Source organism: Vibrio genomosp. F6 (assembly GCF_005146325.1).
Taxonomy (GTDB): Bacteria; Pseudomonadota; Gammaproteobacteria; order Enterobacterales; family Vibrionaceae; genus Vibrio; species Vibrio cortegadensis.
In genome coordinates this window covers 23,208-39,718 of the sequence record NZ_SYUT01000008.1, presented here as the reverse complement: position 1 = coordinate 39,718, position 16,511 = coordinate 23,208, and the positions used below count along the sequence as shown (strand labels likewise).

At 42.8% G+C, this 16,511-nt stretch carries 14 protein-coding genes, 4 tRNA genes and 1 other RNA gene; 10 read left to right on the top strand and 9 right to left on the bottom strand.

Annotated elements, in window-relative coordinates; genetic code table 11:
- Positions 1-50 precede the first annotated feature (50 nt).
- From FCV43_RS00440 to FCV43_RS00425, 4 genes are all read right to left on the bottom strand, one after another.
- Positions 51-135: transfer RNA gene (locus tag FCV43_RS00440), tRNA-Tyr, on the bottom strand.
- Between the two features lie 97 nt (positions 136-232).
- Positions 233-317: transfer RNA gene (locus FCV43_RS00435), tRNA-Tyr, on the bottom strand.
- Between the two features lie 97 nt (positions 318-414).
- A tRNA-Tyr gene (locus tag FCV43_RS00430) sits at positions 415-499 on the bottom strand.
- A 97-nt stretch (positions 500-596) separates the two neighbouring features.
- A tRNA-Tyr gene (locus tag FCV43_RS00425) sits at positions 597-681 on the bottom strand.
- A 344-nt stretch (positions 682-1,025) separates the two neighbouring features.
- Here FCV43_RS00425 and FCV43_RS00420 point away from each other — a divergent pair.
- Genes FCV43_RS00420 through FCV43_RS00410 form a run of 3 tightly spaced genes read left to right on the top strand, consistent with a single transcriptional unit; the run spans position 1,026 to position 5,629 of the window.
- Positions 1,026-2,144, top strand: coding sequence for an efflux RND transporter periplasmic adaptor subunit (locus FCV43_RS00420; RefSeq protein WP_136993698.1), 1,119 nt, complete (start codon positions 1,026-1,028; stop codon positions 2,142-2,144).
- Positions 2,144-5,257, top strand: a complete 3,114-nt coding sequence (vexH, locus tag FCV43_RS00415; RefSeq protein WP_136993697.1) for a vibriobactin export RND transporter permease subunit VexH — start codon at positions 2,144-2,146, stop codon at positions 5,255-5,257. Before FCV43_RS00420 ends, vexH begins: the two co-directional genes overlap by 1 nt.
- Before the next feature lie 57 nt (positions 5,258-5,314).
- The gene (locus tag FCV43_RS00410) at positions 5,315-5,629 is read left to right on the top strand and encodes a DUF1244 domain-containing protein (RefSeq protein WP_017053629.1); all 315 of its coding nucleotides are present in this window, start codon (positions 5,315-5,317) and stop codon (positions 5,627-5,629) included.
- Between the two features lie 142 nt (positions 5,630-5,771).
- Here FCV43_RS00410 and FCV43_RS00405 read toward each other — a convergent pair whose 3' ends face one another.
- A complete protein-coding gene (locus FCV43_RS00405; protein WP_136993696.1) occupies positions 5,772-6,839 on the bottom strand; it encodes a PLP-dependent cysteine synthase family protein in 1,068 nt (355 codons plus the stop codon).
- A gap of 122 nt (positions 6,840-6,961) precedes the next feature.
- On the opposite strand from FCV43_RS00405, the gene FCV43_RS00400 reads away from it, so the two are divergent.
- Positions 6,962-7,420: an Lrp/AsnC family transcriptional regulator gene (locus tag FCV43_RS00400; RefSeq protein WP_136993695.1), complete on the top strand. Its 459-nt coding sequence runs from the start codon at positions 6,962-6,964 to the stop codon at positions 7,418-7,420.
- Positions 7,421-7,485: 65 nt separating this feature from the next.
- Here the strand turns inward: FCV43_RS00400 and tesB are convergent, their stop codons facing one another.
- Positions 7,486-8,346: an acyl-CoA thioesterase II gene (tesB, locus tag FCV43_RS00395; RefSeq protein WP_136993694.1), complete on the bottom strand. Its 861-nt coding sequence runs from the start codon at positions 8,344-8,346 to the stop codon at positions 7,486-7,488.
- Between the two features lie 166 nt (positions 8,347-8,512).
- Here tesB and FCV43_RS00390 point away from each other — a divergent pair, with 166 nt between their 5' ends.
- Entirely contained in the window at positions 8,513-8,944 is a 432-nt protein-coding gene (locus FCV43_RS00390; RefSeq protein WP_017052698.1) for a YbaY family lipoprotein, read from the top strand.
- Between the two features lie 56 nt (positions 8,945-9,000).
- Here the strand turns inward: FCV43_RS00390 and FCV43_RS00385 are convergent, their stop codons facing one another.
- Positions 9,001-9,303 carry an MGMT family protein gene (locus FCV43_RS00385; protein ID WP_113797634.1) on the bottom strand — a complete coding sequence of 101 codons (303 nt, stop codon included), beginning with the start codon at positions 9,301-9,303 and terminating at the stop codon, positions 9,001-9,003.
- Between the two features lie 49 nt (positions 9,304-9,352).
- On the opposite strand from FCV43_RS00385, the gene FCV43_RS00380 reads away from it, so the two are divergent.
- From FCV43_RS00380 to ffs, 3 genes are all read left to right on the top strand, one after another.
- Positions 9,353-10,108 carry a hypothetical protein gene (locus FCV43_RS00380; protein WP_017052696.1) on the top strand — a complete coding sequence of 252 codons (756 nt, stop codon included), beginning with the start codon at positions 9,353-9,355 and terminating at the stop codon, positions 10,106-10,108.
- Between the two features lie 244 nt (positions 10,109-10,352).
- Positions 10,353-12,419: a GGDEF domain-containing protein gene (locus FCV43_RS00375; RefSeq protein ID WP_240697101.1), complete on the top strand. Its 2,067-nt coding sequence runs from the start codon at positions 10,353-10,355 to the stop codon at positions 12,417-12,419.
- A 146-nt stretch (positions 12,420-12,565) separates the two neighbouring features.
- Positions 12,566-12,662: signal recognition particle sRNA small type (gene ffs, locus FCV43_RS00370), an RNA gene on the top strand.
- A 307-nt stretch (positions 12,663-12,969) separates the two neighbouring features.
- On the opposite strand, the gene FCV43_RS00365 is transcribed toward ffs, so the two are convergent.
- Entirely contained in the window at positions 12,970-13,386 is a 417-nt protein-coding gene (locus tag FCV43_RS00365) for a MarR family winged helix-turn-helix transcriptional regulator (RefSeq protein ID WP_113797781.1), read from the bottom strand.
- Positions 13,380-14,306, bottom strand: a complete 927-nt coding sequence (gene dmeF, locus FCV43_RS00360; protein ID WP_431188275.1) for a CDF family Co(II)/Ni(II) efflux transporter DmeF — start codon at positions 14,304-14,306, stop codon at positions 13,380-13,382. Before dmeF ends, FCV43_RS00365 begins: the two co-directional genes overlap by 7 nt.
- A 451-nt stretch (positions 14,307-14,757) precedes the next feature.
- Between dmeF and FCV43_RS00355 the strand changes: the two genes are divergently transcribed.
- Positions 14,758-15,165 carry a S24 family peptidase gene (locus FCV43_RS00355; RefSeq protein ID WP_017052693.1) on the top strand — a complete coding sequence of 136 codons (408 nt, stop codon included), beginning with the start codon at positions 14,758-14,760 and terminating at the stop codon, positions 15,163-15,165.
- A complete protein-coding gene (locus FCV43_RS00350; RefSeq protein WP_136993692.1) occupies positions 15,165-16,421 on the top strand; it encodes a Y-family DNA polymerase in 1,257 nt (418 codons plus the stop codon). The genes FCV43_RS00355 and FCV43_RS00350 overlap by 1 nt, the downstream gene beginning before the upstream one ends.
- Positions 16,422-16,511 lie beyond the last annotated feature (90 nt).

Sequence of the window (16,511 nt, the reverse complement as noted above, 5' to 3'; positions counted from 1 at the left end):
CCAACACATCAATCAAGTGTTTCCTAAACGACAAATCGCTTAAGAGAATATGGTGGAGGGGGACGGATTCGAACCATCGAAGGCAGTGCCGTCAGATTTACAGTCTGATCCCTTTGGCCACTCGGGAACCCCTCCAGGGTGTTTTCTTATTTCTTTACAAAATAAGCTTAATTGAGGTTTTCCCAACACATCAATCAAGAGTTTCCTAAACGACAAGTCGCTCAAGAGAATATGGTGGAGGGGGACGGATTCGAACCATCGAAGGCAGTGCCGTCAGATTTACAGTCTGATCCCTTTGGCCACTCGGGAACCCCTCCAGGGTGTTTTCTTATTTCTTTAAGAAATAAGCTTAATTGAGGTTTTCCCAACACATCAATCAAGTGTTTCCTAAACGATAAATCGCTCAAGAGAATATGGTGGAGGGGGACGGATTCGAACCATCGAAGGCAGTGCCGTCAGATTTACAGTCTGATCCCTTTGGCCACTCGGGAACCCCTCCAGGGTGTTTTCTTACTTCTTTACAAAGTAAGCTTAATTGAGGTTTTCCCAACACATCAATCAAGTGTTTCCTAAACGATAAATCGCTTAAGAGAATATGGTGGAGGGGGACGGATTCGAACCATCGAAGGCAGTGCCGTCAGATTTACAGTCTGATCCCTTTGGCCACTCGGGAACCCCTCCAGGGGTATTTCTTACTTCTTTATAAGAAGTAAACTAAAAGAATGTTTTCCCAACTCATCCCTCAAGTGCGGAGCGCATCATAGCAAACTCGTTAAAGCTGTAAAGGATTTTTCTTATGATTTTGAGTTGAATGCTGCCTTTTTGGGCAAGGAAGCCGGAAAATGCGCATTTTGTCTATTAAGGCAGCGATATTTATACGAGGTAATTGAGATTGATGTCTCTATTTCTTTGGTTCTTTTACATTTTATCTATCGACTTTACATTCCTTGACGAACAAACCGCCAATCTGTTGGTAAACTAGAGCCATCAATATTGGTAATAACCTCTTTTATATAAGTAGTCGTATGAAAAAAAATACAATAGTGGCGCTCTTCGCCATTTCAGTTGTTGCATTTAGTTCGGTTTCTAACGCTAAGCGTCCATCTACAGGAGGGAGCACGGTAGCCGTTGTTGCTCAAACTGTTTCTCATCACGATATATCTCAATCGCTTTCATTGATTGGAAAACTTGAGGCCAAACAATCTGTGGTCATTTCTCCTGAAGTTTCAGGAAAAGTAGAGCAAATTGCGATTTACGCAAATCAGAAAGTTAAACAAGGCCAGTTATTGGTTCAGCTAAATGATGACAAAGCGAGTGCCGCAGTTAAAGAGGCGAACGCTTATTTAAAAGATGAGCAGCGAAAGTTGAAAGAGTTTGAACGTCTGGTGAAGCGAAATGCGATCACTCAAACGGAAATTGATGCACAAAAAACCAATGTTGATATTGCTCAAGCTCGTTTAGAAGCGGCAAACGCAAATTTACGCGATTTACACATCAGTGCTCCATTTGCTGGAACTGTCGGCTTTGTTGATTTCAGCCTGGGCAAAATGGTGAGTGTCGGGAGTGAACTCATCACATTGGATAACCTTTCTCTGATGCAGCTCGATTTACAAGTGCCTGAACGTTATTTATCTAAGCTATCAACTGGCATGAAAGTGATCGCGACGAGTCAAGCGTGGGGCGATCAGTCTTTTGCTGGTGAAGTGGTTGGGATTGATTCTCGTATTAACCAAGAAACACTTAACCTGCGCGTACGAATCGAATTTGCTAATCCGGAGAGTAAACTCAAACCGGGCATGCTAATGGCGGCTACGATTGATTTCCCAGCAATTAGTGCTCCTATTATCCCAGTGCAAGCATTGCAGTACTCGGGCACTAAGCGATATGTATACATTATTGATGACCAGAATAAAGCTCATCGTCAAGAAGTGCTTCTAGGCGCTCGCGTAGGTAATGAAGTCGTTATCGAGAAAGGATTAGAGATCGGGCAAAGCATTGTTGTTCAAGGCTTGGTTAATATGCGTGATGGCGTTGCAATTAAATTGGTTAATGCTGCCGGAGAGCCTGTTGAAAAAAATGATGCATCTGCAATGATCAGCAACGAACCAGCTTCAAGTGTTCATGCTGAGAAGGAGCAACAATAATGTGGTTGTCTGATACAGCGGTAAAAAGGCCAGTTGTCGCGATTGTTCTAAGTCTATTGCTTTGTGTATTTGGTATCGTGTCATTTAACAAACTTGCTGTTCGTGAGATGCCTGATATTGAAAACCCAGTAGTGTCGGTCAGTACTCGCTATGAAGGGGCCTCTGCCACCATTATGGAGAGTCAGATCACCACAGTGCTTGAAGATCAGCTTTCTGGGATCAGTGGTATTGATGAAATAAGTTCAACCACAAGAAATGGCAGTTCTCGAATCACCATCACATTCGATTTAGGTTACGACTTAAATACTGGGGTGAGTGACGTTCGAGATGCAGTTGCACGTGCTCAGCGCGGTCTCCCTGATGAAGCGGATGATCCTATCGTTTACAAAAATAACGGTAGTGGCGAAGCGTCGATGTACATCAATTTAAGCTCCGACATCATGGATCGCACTGAACTGACCGATTACACCGAGCGTGTATTAATGGATAGGTTCAGCCTGATCTCAGGAGTGAGTTCGGTCGATATCTCTGGCGGCCTTTATAAAGTGATGTATGTGAAGTTGAAACCTGAACTGATGGCAGGGCGTGGTATCACCACCACTGATATTACCAATGCTTTACGTTCAGAGAATATCGAAAGCCCGGGCGGTGAAGTTCGTAATGATTCGATTGTCATGTCAGTAAGAACGGAACGTCTTTATCAGCAAGCGGATGATTTCAACTACCTTGTAGTGAAAACCACCAGTGATGGTACGTCGATTTACCTTAAAGATGTTGCTGATGTATTTCTTGGCGCAGAGAATGAAAATTCTACGTTTAAAAGTGATGGCGTAGTCAACGTAAGTATGGGCATTGTGCCTCAGTCGGACGCGAACCCATTAGAAGTAGCAAGTCTCGTTCACAAAGAAGTCGCTAAGATCCAACAATTCTTGCCAGAAGGTACTCGCTTAGCGGTTGATTATGACTCTACAGTGTTCATCGATCGTTCAATTTCAGAAGTCTACAACACACTATTTATTACAGGTGGATTGGTCATACTGGTTCTGTATGTCTTTATTGGACAAGCAAGAGCGACGTTGATTCCCGCAGTGACGGTGCCAGTATCGCTGATCTCCTCATTTATGGCGGCATACAATTTTGGTTTCTCGATTAACCTGATCACTTTAATGGCACTCATATTATCAATTGGTTTAGTAGTCGATGATGCCATTGTGGTGGTTGAAAATATTTTCCATCACATTGAAAAAGGTGAAAAGCCATTACTCGCGGCATATAAAGGTGTACGTGAAGTGGGCTTTGCGGTAGTGGCAACCACCTTAGTTTTGGTCATGGTGTTCTTACCTATCTCCTTTATGGACGGCATGGTCGGTTTGCTCTTTACTGAATTCTCAGTGTTGTTAGCGATGTCCGTTATTTTCTCTTCACTCATCGCACTGACGTTAACGCCAGTGTTAGGGAGTAAGATCCTTAAAGCCAATGTGAAACCAAATCGCTTTAACCTCTTTATAGAAAGAATCTTTGCCCGTCTTGAAGAGGGATATCGAGGTTTAGTGAAAAGAGCCGTGCAGTGGCGATGGATAGCTCCAATCATCATCATGAGTTGTATTGGTGGTAGCTTTGCTTTGCTTAATCATGTTCCCGCTCAACTGACACCGCAAGAAGACCGAGGTGCGATCTTTGCCTTTGTTCGTGGTGCAGACGCAACCAGTTACAACCGCATGAGCTCCAATATGGACTTAGTAGAGCAACGTCTAATGCCACTGTTGGGCCAAGGCGTTCTGAAATCATTCAGCATCCAATCGCCAGCATTTGGTGGAATGGCGGGTGACCAAACTGGCTTTGTCATCATGATTTTGGAAGATTGGGAAGACAGAGATCAAACCGCGCAACAAGCATTAGGGTTGATCCGTAAAACCTTGGTCGATATTCCTGATGCCAGAGTCTTCCCTATGATGCCGGGGTTCCGTGGTGGATCGAGTGAGCCCGTTCAGTTTGTCTTAGGTGGTTCGGACTATAAAGAGTTACAAAAGTGGGCTGAGATACTTAAAACAGAAGCCAACAACAGCTTACTCATGGAAGGCGCAGACATTAACTACTCAGAGAAAACACCTGAGCTAGTTGTATCTGTCGATAGAGATCGTGCGTCACAGCTCGGCATTAAAATTTCTGATATTTCCGAAACTCTAGAAGTCATGCTCGGCGGAAAAAGTGAAACGACCTTTGTTGATCGCGGTGAAGAGTACGATGTGTACTTACGTGGTGACGAAAATAGCTTCAACAATGCGGCGGACTTGAGCCAAATTTACATGAGAACCGCGAGTGGCGATTTAGTGACTCTTGATACGGTCACGAAGATCGAAGAAGTCGCGTCATCGATTCGACTTTCTCATGTCAATAAACAGAAATCGATCACCTTGAGTGCCAATTTAATCAATGATGCAACGCTGGGTGAGGCATTGGATTTTCTTGATGCAAAAGCCATTGAACTCTTGCCTGGCGATATTTCAGTTGATTACACCGGTGAATCTAAAGACTTCAAAGAGAATCAGTCGAGTATTTTAATCGTATTTGGTCTAGCACTGCTGGTGGCGTACTTGGTACTAGCGGCTCAGTTTGAAAGCTTCATTAACCCAATGGTGGTGATGTTTACCGTTCCAATGGGCGTCTTTGGCGGCTTCCTCGGGCTGGTTGTGATGGAGCAAGGGCTTAATATTTATAGCCAAATCGGCATGATCATGTTGATCGGGATGGTGACCAAAAACGGAATATTGATAGTTGAGTTTGCAAACCAATTAAGAGACCGTGGTATTGAATTTGAACAAGCGATTGTCGATGCCGCTGCTCGTCGTTTAAGGCCAATATTGATGACTGCATTTACTACGCTAGCGGGCGCAATACCATTGATTATGTCAACGGGCGCTGGTTATGAAAGCCGAGTCGCGGTTGGTACGGTGATCTTCTTTGGTATGGCGTTTGCGACACTAGTGACACTGTTCGTGATTCCTGCGATGTATCGCCTGATTTCGGGTCATACCCAATCGCCTGGTCATGTAGAAGCAGAGCTGAATCGAGAATTAGATCACGACACAAAAGGGCGAACAAGCCACGGATAAATGAAGTAAACAGTGCTAACATACAAGCATAAATACTAAGAAGAAAGGGAAAGTAAAGTGGCTGATTTCAAATATAAAAATCTGACTCAAGAGCAACAAGACAAACTAGATGCAGCAGCATTTCGACGCTTACTGGCGCATTTAGATGATAATAAAGATGTGCAAAATATCGATCTGATGATCCTCGCGGGTTTCTGCCGTAACTGTTTTAGTAAATGGTATAAGGCAGAAGCTGAAACCCAAGGATTGGATCTCGATATTGATGATGCCCGTGAACGAGTGTATGGCATGACTTATGATGAGTGGAAGCAGAATCATCAGCCCAAAGCAACGCCAGAGCAACTTGCTGCCTTTGACGCAAAACAGAAGTAGTTAAATCAGACATCAGTAAACGTCATAAGATAAAAGCCTACAGCACATTGTTCTTTCAAATTGAAAGTGTCTGTAGGCTTTTTTAATCAACGTATTTTAGGATGAGATAGAGCGAGCGTAAACGGCTGCTCAATATAAACGGCTACTCAATATAACCCGTCGACTCAAATGCTTCTAAACGTTCCAAGTAAGGTTGAAGATCACCAATATTATTCGCGACCCACTCAGGGTTGTAATAAGTATCTAAGTAGCGCTCGCCACTGTCACATAACAGCGTAACAATGGACCCCGTTTCCCCTTTGGCTTTCATTTTAGCCGCCAATTGCAGAACGCCATATAGGTTAGTACCTGTCGATGCCCCCACTTTTCGCCCCAATACTTTTTCTAACCAGTGAGCGGTAGCCACACTCGCAGCATCTGGGATCGTCTGCATTTCATCAATCACGCCTGGGATGAAACTCGGTTCGACTCGTGGCCTGCCGATGCCTTCAATTTTACTGCCGTAATCTCCGGTGAGGTTGGTATTGCGAGTACGATAATAGTCGTGGAAAACAGAGTTTTCAGGGTCAACCACACAAAGCTTGGTGTTGTATTTTTGGTAGCGAATGAAACGGCCAATCGTTGCTGATGTACCACCCGTACCTGGGCTCATCACAATCCAAGTCGGCTCAGGGTGCTCTTCTAGCTTCATCTGGTTAAAGATTGAGTTAGCAATATTATTGTTTCCGCGCCAATCTGTTGCGCGTTCAGCGTAGGTAAACTGATCCATATAATGGCCGTTTAATTCATCGGCTAAACGGCGAGATTCCTGATAGATCTCATCGGTTCTATTCACTAAGTGGGCAGTACCGCCATAGAATTCAATTTGTTCGATTTTCTTACGTGCGGTGCATTTAGGCATCACTGCGATAAAAGGTAAGCCAAGAAGACGGGCAAAATAAGCTTCAGATACCGCAGTACTACCAGACGATGATTCAATAACCGTCGTCTCTGGCCCAATCCAACCGTTACTGATCGCGTATAAGAAGAGAGAGCGAGCCAAACGGTGTTTCAATGAACCAGTGGGATGGGTGCTTTCATCTTTTAGGTAGACATCCACTCCTTCAATACTAGGAAGTTCAAGCTTAATAAGATGAGTGTCCGCAGAGCGTTGAAAATCGGCTTCTAATTTGCGAATTGCATTGTTTATCCATTGATGATCAGTACACATGGGCTATCTCCTAACTTGGTATAAGATTAATTTACCTACAAATCGGGAGAAAAACTTCACAAAAAAGACTCTTATTCTGGTAAAAAGGAGAATATATTTCTCTATGAAAGGTTTTTTGTGAAATGGAACTGGATAACGTTGATAAAAAAATCCTCTCAATGCTGCAAGTTGACAGCACTTTGTCATTAAATGATTTGGCTGAGGCGGTGAATTTAACCACCACACCGTGTTGGAAACGGCTTAAACGATTGGAAGATAAAGGGATCATTGAAAAGCGAGTGGCGTTGCTGAACCCTGAAAAGCTTGGCTTGTCTTTTACCGCTTTCGTAATGGTTAAGACCAGTAATCACTCACATGAATGGTACAGCCAATTTGTTGATACGGTGACGCTTTTTCCAGAGGTGATGGAGTTTTATCGCATGGCAGGGGAGTATGACTACATGCTCAAGGTTCTCGTTAAAGATATGAAATGCTTTGATAAGTTTTACAAGCGATTAGTGAACAGTGTAGATGGCATCTCAAATGTCACCTCGACTTTTGCGATGGAGCCGCTGAAATACACAACGGCGCTCCCCATTTAATCTTCACAAAGAATGTGGTTTGCGCCGTATGAAAGGAATTAAAAATATAGCGTCACTCATTTGCATTATTTCGTAAAACGCATCACCCCTTCTTGCACGGCGGTTGCCACTAAATCACCTTGGCGATTGTAAATCTCACCACGTACCAGTCCACGGTTGTTACTTGCCGTCGGGCTCTCAATGGCGTATAGCAACCATTCATCGAGCTTAAATGGGCGATGGAACCAAATGGAGTGGTCGATGGTAGCCACTTGGAATTTTGGCGTCATCAGTGATACTTCATGCGGATGCAATGCCGTGACCAGAAATCCCCAATCAGACGCATAAGCCAGCAGGTATTGATGAATTAAATGGTTATCGGGCATCTCACCATTGGCTTTGATCCATAAGTACTGCTTTGGCTCTGTTTTCTTTGGAGCAAGTGGGTTGACGATAGTGACTGGGCGCATTTCGATCGGTTTTTCACCACAGAATGTCTTACGTAATTTTTCAGGTAAGAATTCAGCAATATGGCTAGCAAGCTCAGATTCAGACGCAAAGTTTTCAGGGCCGGGAACCTCTGGCATCGTATTTTGGTGTTCGAATCCTGGTTCGTTACCATGATAAGAAGCAGTGAGATAAAAAATAGGACGTCCGTTTTGAATCGCTTTCACTCGGCGAGTGCTGAAGCTTCGCCCATCCCTTAAGTTTTCCACATCGTAAATGATAGGTTTTTCCGGATCGCCAGGGTAAAGAAAGTAGCTGTGGAATGAGTGAACAGAACGGTCATCCTCTACAGTATAGCGCGAGGCAGAAAGTGCCTGACCAAGAACTTGTCCCCCATAGACTTGTGGTAAGCCTAAGTTTTCGCTCTGGCCTCTAAATAGCCCTTCTTCTAGCTTTTCGAGTTGCAGTAAGCTTAGTAACTCTTTAAGTGGTTTACTCATTTTATATACCTTAATAGAAGCTTTCAAAGAGCTTAAAATTTGTGAATTAATGGTTCAGTCAAAGTTCTGTCAATAAGTTACAAACATTCAAGACATAGTGACAAAGCCTATCTATAATTGCGCTCATTACAATATATCCTGAATTCAATACGTTAAGAGAGTATTCATGAAAAAGGCACTTTTACTTGTTATATCTGTTATCTTCGGTGGCGCATTATTTGGCTGTCAGACTTCGCCACAACCTGAGTTAGAAACCAGTGCCGTACAAACGATTACTGGTAGTGTGGCATATCGTGAGCGTATTGCATTACAACCGGGTGCGTTAGTTACCGTTATTTTAGAAGATATTTCATTAGCTGATGCGCCTGCTAAAGTGATAGCGAAACATCGCTTTGAAACAAACAGCAAGCAAATTCCTTTAGATTTCCAGCTCGATTATGACAGCAGAAAAATTCAAAGTAATCATACTTACAATGTTCGTGCAAAAATTGAAGTGGACGGTAAGTTACGTTTTATTACCGATACGGTTACCCCTGTAATCACTGATAATAACCAAACACAACACGTCGCTTTAATGCTTAAAGGTATTCGTAACTAAAGTTAGAACGCAATTTGTTCGACATTAATCGATTCATTTTCATCAATGGCAGCCAATCAAGGCTGCCATTTGTATAATCTTAGCTTTATTTTTCCTATCGAGCTCACCTCAATTCCTTCCGCTTGCAATTGGCTTTTTTGCCGTTCAAACGCTTCACCCTTCAATGAGATTTCTCCTTTACTGTTTATGACCCTAAACCAAGGTAATTTACTGCCTTCAGGAAGATTCCCGAGTGCTTTACCTACATGCCGAGCATAGCCTGGGAAACCAGCAAAACGGGCCACTTCTCCATAAGTGGTGACTTTCCCAAAGGGAATTTGGTGAATTACAGCAAAGACTTGCGGTAAAAAATGATCCATAATAAAAATTCCTAGTTCAAGTTGCCACGGATTGGTAGAAGGAGGAGCTATGGTATTTTCAACAATTCAGTTCTTGATCACAACAATATTAGCGATTGTTTGTGCGCTTGCCATTAGCTTAAGCGCTGGAGACATTCCTGTTATCGCTTTAATTATCCCTGCTTTATGGGTTTTACCTCAAGGTGGAGTCGCAGGGCTAGTATTTCTCGCCGCGATGACTATTTACGGGCTCACACTTCCAATGCAGTCAATTACACTTTCTGTCAGTGTTTGGGTCCTGTTCCCTCTATTAATGGTGGCATTTTCGAAGCGAAGTTCGTTGGGAATATTACTGACGGCAAGTTTGGTGGTGTTGACTCTTCAAGTCGGGATCATGGTGACACAAAATGCAGGCAAGCTGGACGGAACACCGTGGGTTACGATCATCCAAACACTCGTCGTTGTTGCCATATGGTGGGTAGCGAATTATTGGAAAAGTGAAAACCGAAAAATTGTCAGTCGTCACAGCTGGTGGTCTTTGGGGTTAATTATTCCGTTGTGGGCGGCGGGTTTATCTCATGCCGCATTGGTTTCCCTTTGTATTGTGGGCATCATTGCCTCAATGGAAATGCTGACAAAATCAACAAAATTCAAGTGGAACCAACTTCTTTGCTGGACGCTACCGACGGTCGGTTTTGCTGCATTAATTATCTCCCCGAATGTGGATGTCCCTAATCCGGTATTTGTTGTCTGGTTATGTTTACTAGGAACCGCTTGGATGACCGATTATATTATTCGTTCAGATGAAGAGCCTAGCGAGCTTTGATCTCGTCACGCCTTGATTTTGGCAAGGCACGGGTCTAGAAAAAGAAGTAATTAAAGCTTGAGCCATAAAGTTCTAATTACTTAGAAAGCTTTAATTACCTAGAAACTGGATTTATTGAGAGATTGGAAACAGTAGAGATTAAATAGTCTAGACGTATACATATCTTCAATATATGGTTAAGTGCATAAGATACCATATGAGTATTCAGTGTGGTGTCATCAAAACTATCTTTAAGGTATGTTTAGTGGCGAATATATTTCGAAATCTGCGACCAATCTTATGGTTCGTCGTTTGGGCCTCCATCGGCTTTAGTGGTGTATTTCATGCTACGGCTAGCGAAAGTGTTCCACAAAGCAAAATGCATTACTCCGTGGCAACCGAAGCGGATGATATTGTCACACGTATTCTGTTTGACGCCCTCGCTGAAGAGTTTGAACTCTCTATTCAATATGTCGATTACCCAAGCTTTGATTCAATTTTACGAGCGGTAGAAGTGGGGGAGAGTGACTTCGCCGCGAATATTACTCACACAAAATCTCGTTCGCTACGTTTCGATTTTTCCCGCCCTACCAATATAGAATATACTTTTCTTTATAGTCGGCTAGATACAGAGTTGGCCGACATTTCAAAGCTTGGAGTGCCTAAAAATACAATTTATGGCGATCTGATTCAGGTTAACTACCCACAAATAGAGTTGATTGAGTATGACGGCACCCATCAAGCGTTGGCGTTGCTGAATAACCATTCGGTGGCGGGGGTTGTGGATGCGATAAATCAATTGGAGCCAATGCTGAGTCGTGGGTTCGATGCAAAAATGTTGAACGATAAGATCTCGATTAAGCCTGTGTCTATCGTTTCGATGAAAGGCACTCATGCATCCGAGCTTTCCTATTTTGTCGATTACTTACACTCAGAGAAAATACAGAAACGTTTAAGAGAGAAGGTTGAGCAGTATCAGTTCGATTTACGCCAACAGGCACTAAGGCGTGAAGTCTTCAATAGTGGATTAGATCTTCGTAAACCTTTACTTGTTAAACTAGAAAATATGACTCCTTTTGCTATATACCAACCTGATGGTTCAGTGAAAGGCAACAGTGCGGACGCAATTTTCCAAGCATGCGATATTTTAGGGTTTCAATGCCAACTGGCCAGTTCCGCAGAAGAGACATGGGAAAGCATGTACCAAGATTTACTGGTGAATCGAATTGATGTGCTTGCTCCACTGAATATCTCTGAACCACGTAAAGCTTTAGTTAATTTTAGTACTCCGCACTACACAGCAGAATCCCTGCTAGTCAAGCGTATAGGTTACAAACCAGATGTTTACCGAAACGCATCAGAGCTGATTACCGAAAACATTGGAGTCATAAAAGGTGATTTTTTCGATGAATTATTGACTCAACTTTTACCTCAAAAATATCTGTTTCGCTATCGCAACGATGGAGAATTAGTGGATGCATTACTTGATGCCGAGGTTGACTATATTGCGCTTAATAACGCTACGTTAAGCGCTTTATTGAAAGAAAAAAGTTTGCTTCCGATCACAAGAGATCACTCAATCGACAAACTCTTCCGTTCCGATGTTGCTCTCGGTTTCCCAAAAACGGATAGAGGTGAGAAATTAGCGTTTTTCTTCTCAAGAGCGTTACAGGTTATTGATACTGATAGACTGAATAGATTCTATGATCAGGCTCCAGATTGGCGAAGTACTCATGAAGCGGAGCAGAAACTGGCTAGTCGAACGCAAAGTGTTTTTATCGTTCTACTTTGCTTTATGTTTTTGGTGGCGATTTATTTACACACCCAATCGAATACAGATAGCTTAACCAAACTTGGAAATCGGCGCAGTTTACGCCATCGCTACCGAAGAGGATTAAAGCCATCTCAAACATTGGTGTATTTAGACATTAATAAGTTTAAGCAGATTAATGATACTTATGGCCACCATGTCGGGGATCTTATCCTTCAAGAGTACGCTCAGCTGATTAAAAGAGAGTGGCAAGGACGTTGTTTCCGAATTGGTGGCGATGAATTTATTTTGGTTGGAGAAGTTCCCGAACATAAGCTATCCGAATTGCTCAATCGCTTAGGTAGTTTTAACTTTCAACGGCCAAAAGAACAGATTGAATTTGCAGTAAAAGTTTCTATGGGGATCTACTTGCCTAGAGAAGGCGAATGCAGTTTAAGAGAAGCGCTGAGGAAAACAGACCGCTCAATGTATGATGCTAAAAATAGCGAAGGTACTGAATTTATGTTTGTTAACCCTAGAATTGTGGTGAACGATGAGGGCGGAATGGCTTCGAATGTATAGTGATTATACTAAGCGATGTTTTATTGCGCACTTGAACTAAAAAGTTGGCTTTCGTACCTTGTGGGGCTTGCATTAGTGTCAGGGATGCTTGATAATCCTCTCACTCTTTGACGAGACGCTCGTTTAAGAAAAAGAACCTATGGAGGCCCTGGTCCTCCCGCAACACTAACTTGTGAACTCGGTCAGATCCGGAAGGAAGCAGCCGCAGCAGGCGACGTGTGTGCCGGGATGTGGCTGGGGCTTCCACCCATTAGAAAAGCCGCTCTTTATGAGCGGCTTTTTGCTATCTGTCGTTTGTCAAATAACAGAGTAGACGTTTTCATATCCTTGTACATGATCGTCAACAACATCCCCAATGCGTGCACTCTCACTTCAAATATTAAATACTTTTTCCGCGACAGAATTATTTGGTGCTCACAATGAGAGTCGATATTCTGTAACTCGGAAATGCCCCAATACGAGTTGGGGCAATAGTTTCAAAACAAACTATATACTTACAGTAACTATACTTTTGCTAATGAAAAAGTTGTCAGATCTACAATATTAACGACTAAAACTCTTTATTCATCTGACTCAAGATAGCAATCAAACGCTCCCCATCTTCAGTACTGATGTTTCTAGTCAGCTCTTTCATTAAGTTTAAGTGCAATTGGTTGTGGTATTGATGAATGGATTGCCCCTCTTCTGTAAGAGAGACAACGATTGCTCTTCCATCTTCAGGATCGGTAAGACGTTCGATCAAGTTAGCAGATACTAGCTTATCAACCTGCACTGTTAACGTTCCAGTGGTGATCCCTAGCTTATTTGCTAACTCTTTCATTCGCAGATGACCATGATTCCCAAGCACTTCGATAGTATGCACTTGAGCCAATGAGTACCCTGTCTCTCTGACTACAGAATGCTCCCAAGAAGACATTTTGTCATAAAATTCAGTAACTAATTGATTCAAAACTTCTAGGTTTAACATGGCTTGAGGTGTACCTCTAAGGTTAGGTGGTTAATTTTATCGAACTTAAGTAGCTTCTGTTTGTACTCATCTAGTGATAATTCGCTATGTGATACCAAGGTTATCGCAGCACTGTAATGATGGCCACTCACTTTCCATATATGCAAGTCCGTAACATCAGCAAAAGGGGCTAATTCAGCTCGAATTTGTTGACTGTAATTTTCATTTATATTCTCGTCTAACAAAATAGGACTGGTTTGACGAAGCAGATTGATCGTCCATTTAGAAATAACCAAAGCTCCAACCATTCCCATTACGGCATCAAGCCAATTCCAGCCGTAAAACTTAGCAAAAATTAACGCAACAATTGCCAATAGAGACGTTAGAGTATCCGCCAAAACATGTAAGTAAGCAGCTCGAAGATTGTGATCATGGTGATGGTGATGGTGATGGTGATGGTGATGGTGTTCGTGATCATGAGAGTGGTCGTGATGATGGTGATGCTCACCGAGCAAAAACATGCTTACTACGTTTACAACTAAGCCGATACAAGCCACGATGATTGCCTCATTGAACTGAATCGCCTGAGGGTTAAATAGCCTTTCGAGCGACTCAACAAACATCAATAACGCAACTATCCCGAGAGCGACCGCACTCGTGTATCCCCCCAGAACACTCACCTTACCCGTACCAAAAGAGAATCGCTCACTACTCTCATGCTTTTTCGCATAACGATAGGCGAATAAGGTAATGCAAAAAGCAGCGGCATGGGTTCCCATATGCCACCCATCAGCAAGTAGAGCCATTGAACCGTAAACAGTGCCAGCCGTTATTTCGACAACCATAGTAGTTAAAGTAAGCAACAAAACGTAGAAAGTGCGTTTCTCGCCATGATGGTTGTGCCCAGAAAAGCTGTGGCTATGTTGAAGTGAAGTGTCCAAGGTCATTTCCTTTAGTTTGATAATCAAAGTATATTGATATGAAATTTAGTTTGATTACCAAACTATGTCAACAAACGATGTCTAGGGTGCAACTGAAGAGGTGGTCACATTGATATTTAAGTTGAGGGAAAACTACTTCTTTCCTTACCTAGACTCATCCGTAATCAACTTGTTCAATAAAAAACCTAACTCAGAAATGTCCAGAAGTATGCTGCAGGTGGCTTCAGGTAATTTTCCCACTAGCTCTAATAGAGGTTGTGGGAAAGCTCTCCTAGGGGGATGATGAGCCTACCGCCATTATGCCCCAGATTTTGCTCTCTTCTCGACAGAGCGACACTTGCCTTTATCCTAGGTTTACCAATCTCATTACTAACAATATACCTCTACACATTCTTGTAATTTCTCTCGTTAAGGTTCAAAATATAACTGTATAAATAAACAGTGATATTTTATGAATGTTATCCCTATTTCTGCGAGTGCAGGCATTACTGGTTTTGAAAGCCCGGCTTCGGAATACACTCAACTGGCTTGTGATTTAGATGAACTATTAGTGGATCATCCAAGCGCGACCTTTATAGGCAAGGCGTGTGGTGATTCGATGGAAGGTGTCGGTATTTTTGATGGAGATCTATTGATTGTCGATAGGTTTGTCACGGCCGTTGATCAAGACGTGATTGTCGCCAATTTGAATGGTGAATTCGTATGTAAACTGCTTGATACCAGTAGAAGGTTACTTGTATCAGCAAAAGAAAAAATACAGCCAGTGCCTATTAATGATTACGATACTTTTAGCATTGAAGGCGTAGTCGTTCGCTCTATACGCTGCCACAGGCCAAGTTATTTATTGAGGGAAAGATAGTGTTTGCGCTTGTTGATGCAAATTCATTTTATTGCAGTGCAGAACAGGTGTTTCGTCCGGATTGGCGTGGAAAGCCGATTATCGTTTTATCCAATAATGATGGTTGTATTGTTGCGGCAAATCGACAAGCGAAAGAGGCGGGTATCCCCAAGTTTGCTCCCTATTTTAAAGTCAGAGAGATGTGTGAGCAGAAAGGCGTGATTGCTCTCTCTTCTAACTATGAATTATATGCCGATCTCTCTAGTAAAATGATGGAGGTAGTCGGCCGTTTTGCCCCAGATCAACACATCTACTCTATCGATGAATCATTTCTCTCTTTCGAACGAAGTCACCTTGCTATCCCTTGTTTAAGAACGCATGGTTTACAGCTCAGAAGATCGGTTTGGAAAGAGTGTCGATTAGCGGTGAGTGTCGGGATGGGCACCACACTCACCTTAGCCAAAATCGCTAACCATGCCGCTAAAAAAATTGAGGGTTATCATGGTGTTTGTGTTCTTGATAATGAACAGGAACGAAAAGCGGTGCTTGCTCAACTTGATGTCGGTGATGTATGGGGAATAGGGCGTAAGTTAACCCAGAAACTGAAACTCGTTAATATTCATACAGCCCTCGATTTAGCCAAGTTTCCGGTGGGGTTAGCCAGAAAAGATTTCAACATTGACGTTGAACGAACCGTGAGAGAGCTAAACGGGCAACAGTGCAAAGGGTGGGATAGTGCAAGGGCAGACAAAAAACAGATTTACTCTACAAGAAGCGTGGGTGAACGTATTGTGGATCTTGAATCTTTGCAGCAAGCACTGAGTAAACATGCCGCCATTGCTTCCCAAAAAGCCCGTAAGCAGGGATCACTATGTAAAGTGATGCTCTGCTTTGCGGCAAGCTCTCCCTTTGATAATAAACCCGCCAGTTTTCGTGCGATTCATCGCTTTCCATATGCGACGTCTGATGTGACTCAAATTACCCATGCGGCAAGCCAACTGGCGATAAAGCTCTACTCTATGGGAGTCAAATATTACAAGTTGGGGGTTGGGTTGATTGAGCTAGTGGATGGCCGTCATGAGCAGAAAGATCTGTTTAACCCGAACCCAAATAATGATCCGCTAATGGCAGTGTTTGATAATTTAAACCAAAAGTATGGGAACGATACTCTGTTTTTAGGTGCTCAAGGTATTGATCAGAAGTGGGGAATGCGCCGTGAAATGTTGACGCCGCAATACACCACAAAATGGCGAGACTTACCGAAGATTAGATGTTAGATACCTTTATCTATCTCTTATTTACGCAGGGCTTGTGGTTAAAAAATGAAAGTATTCACGATGACTACGAATAAAATTAAGGGGGAAGCT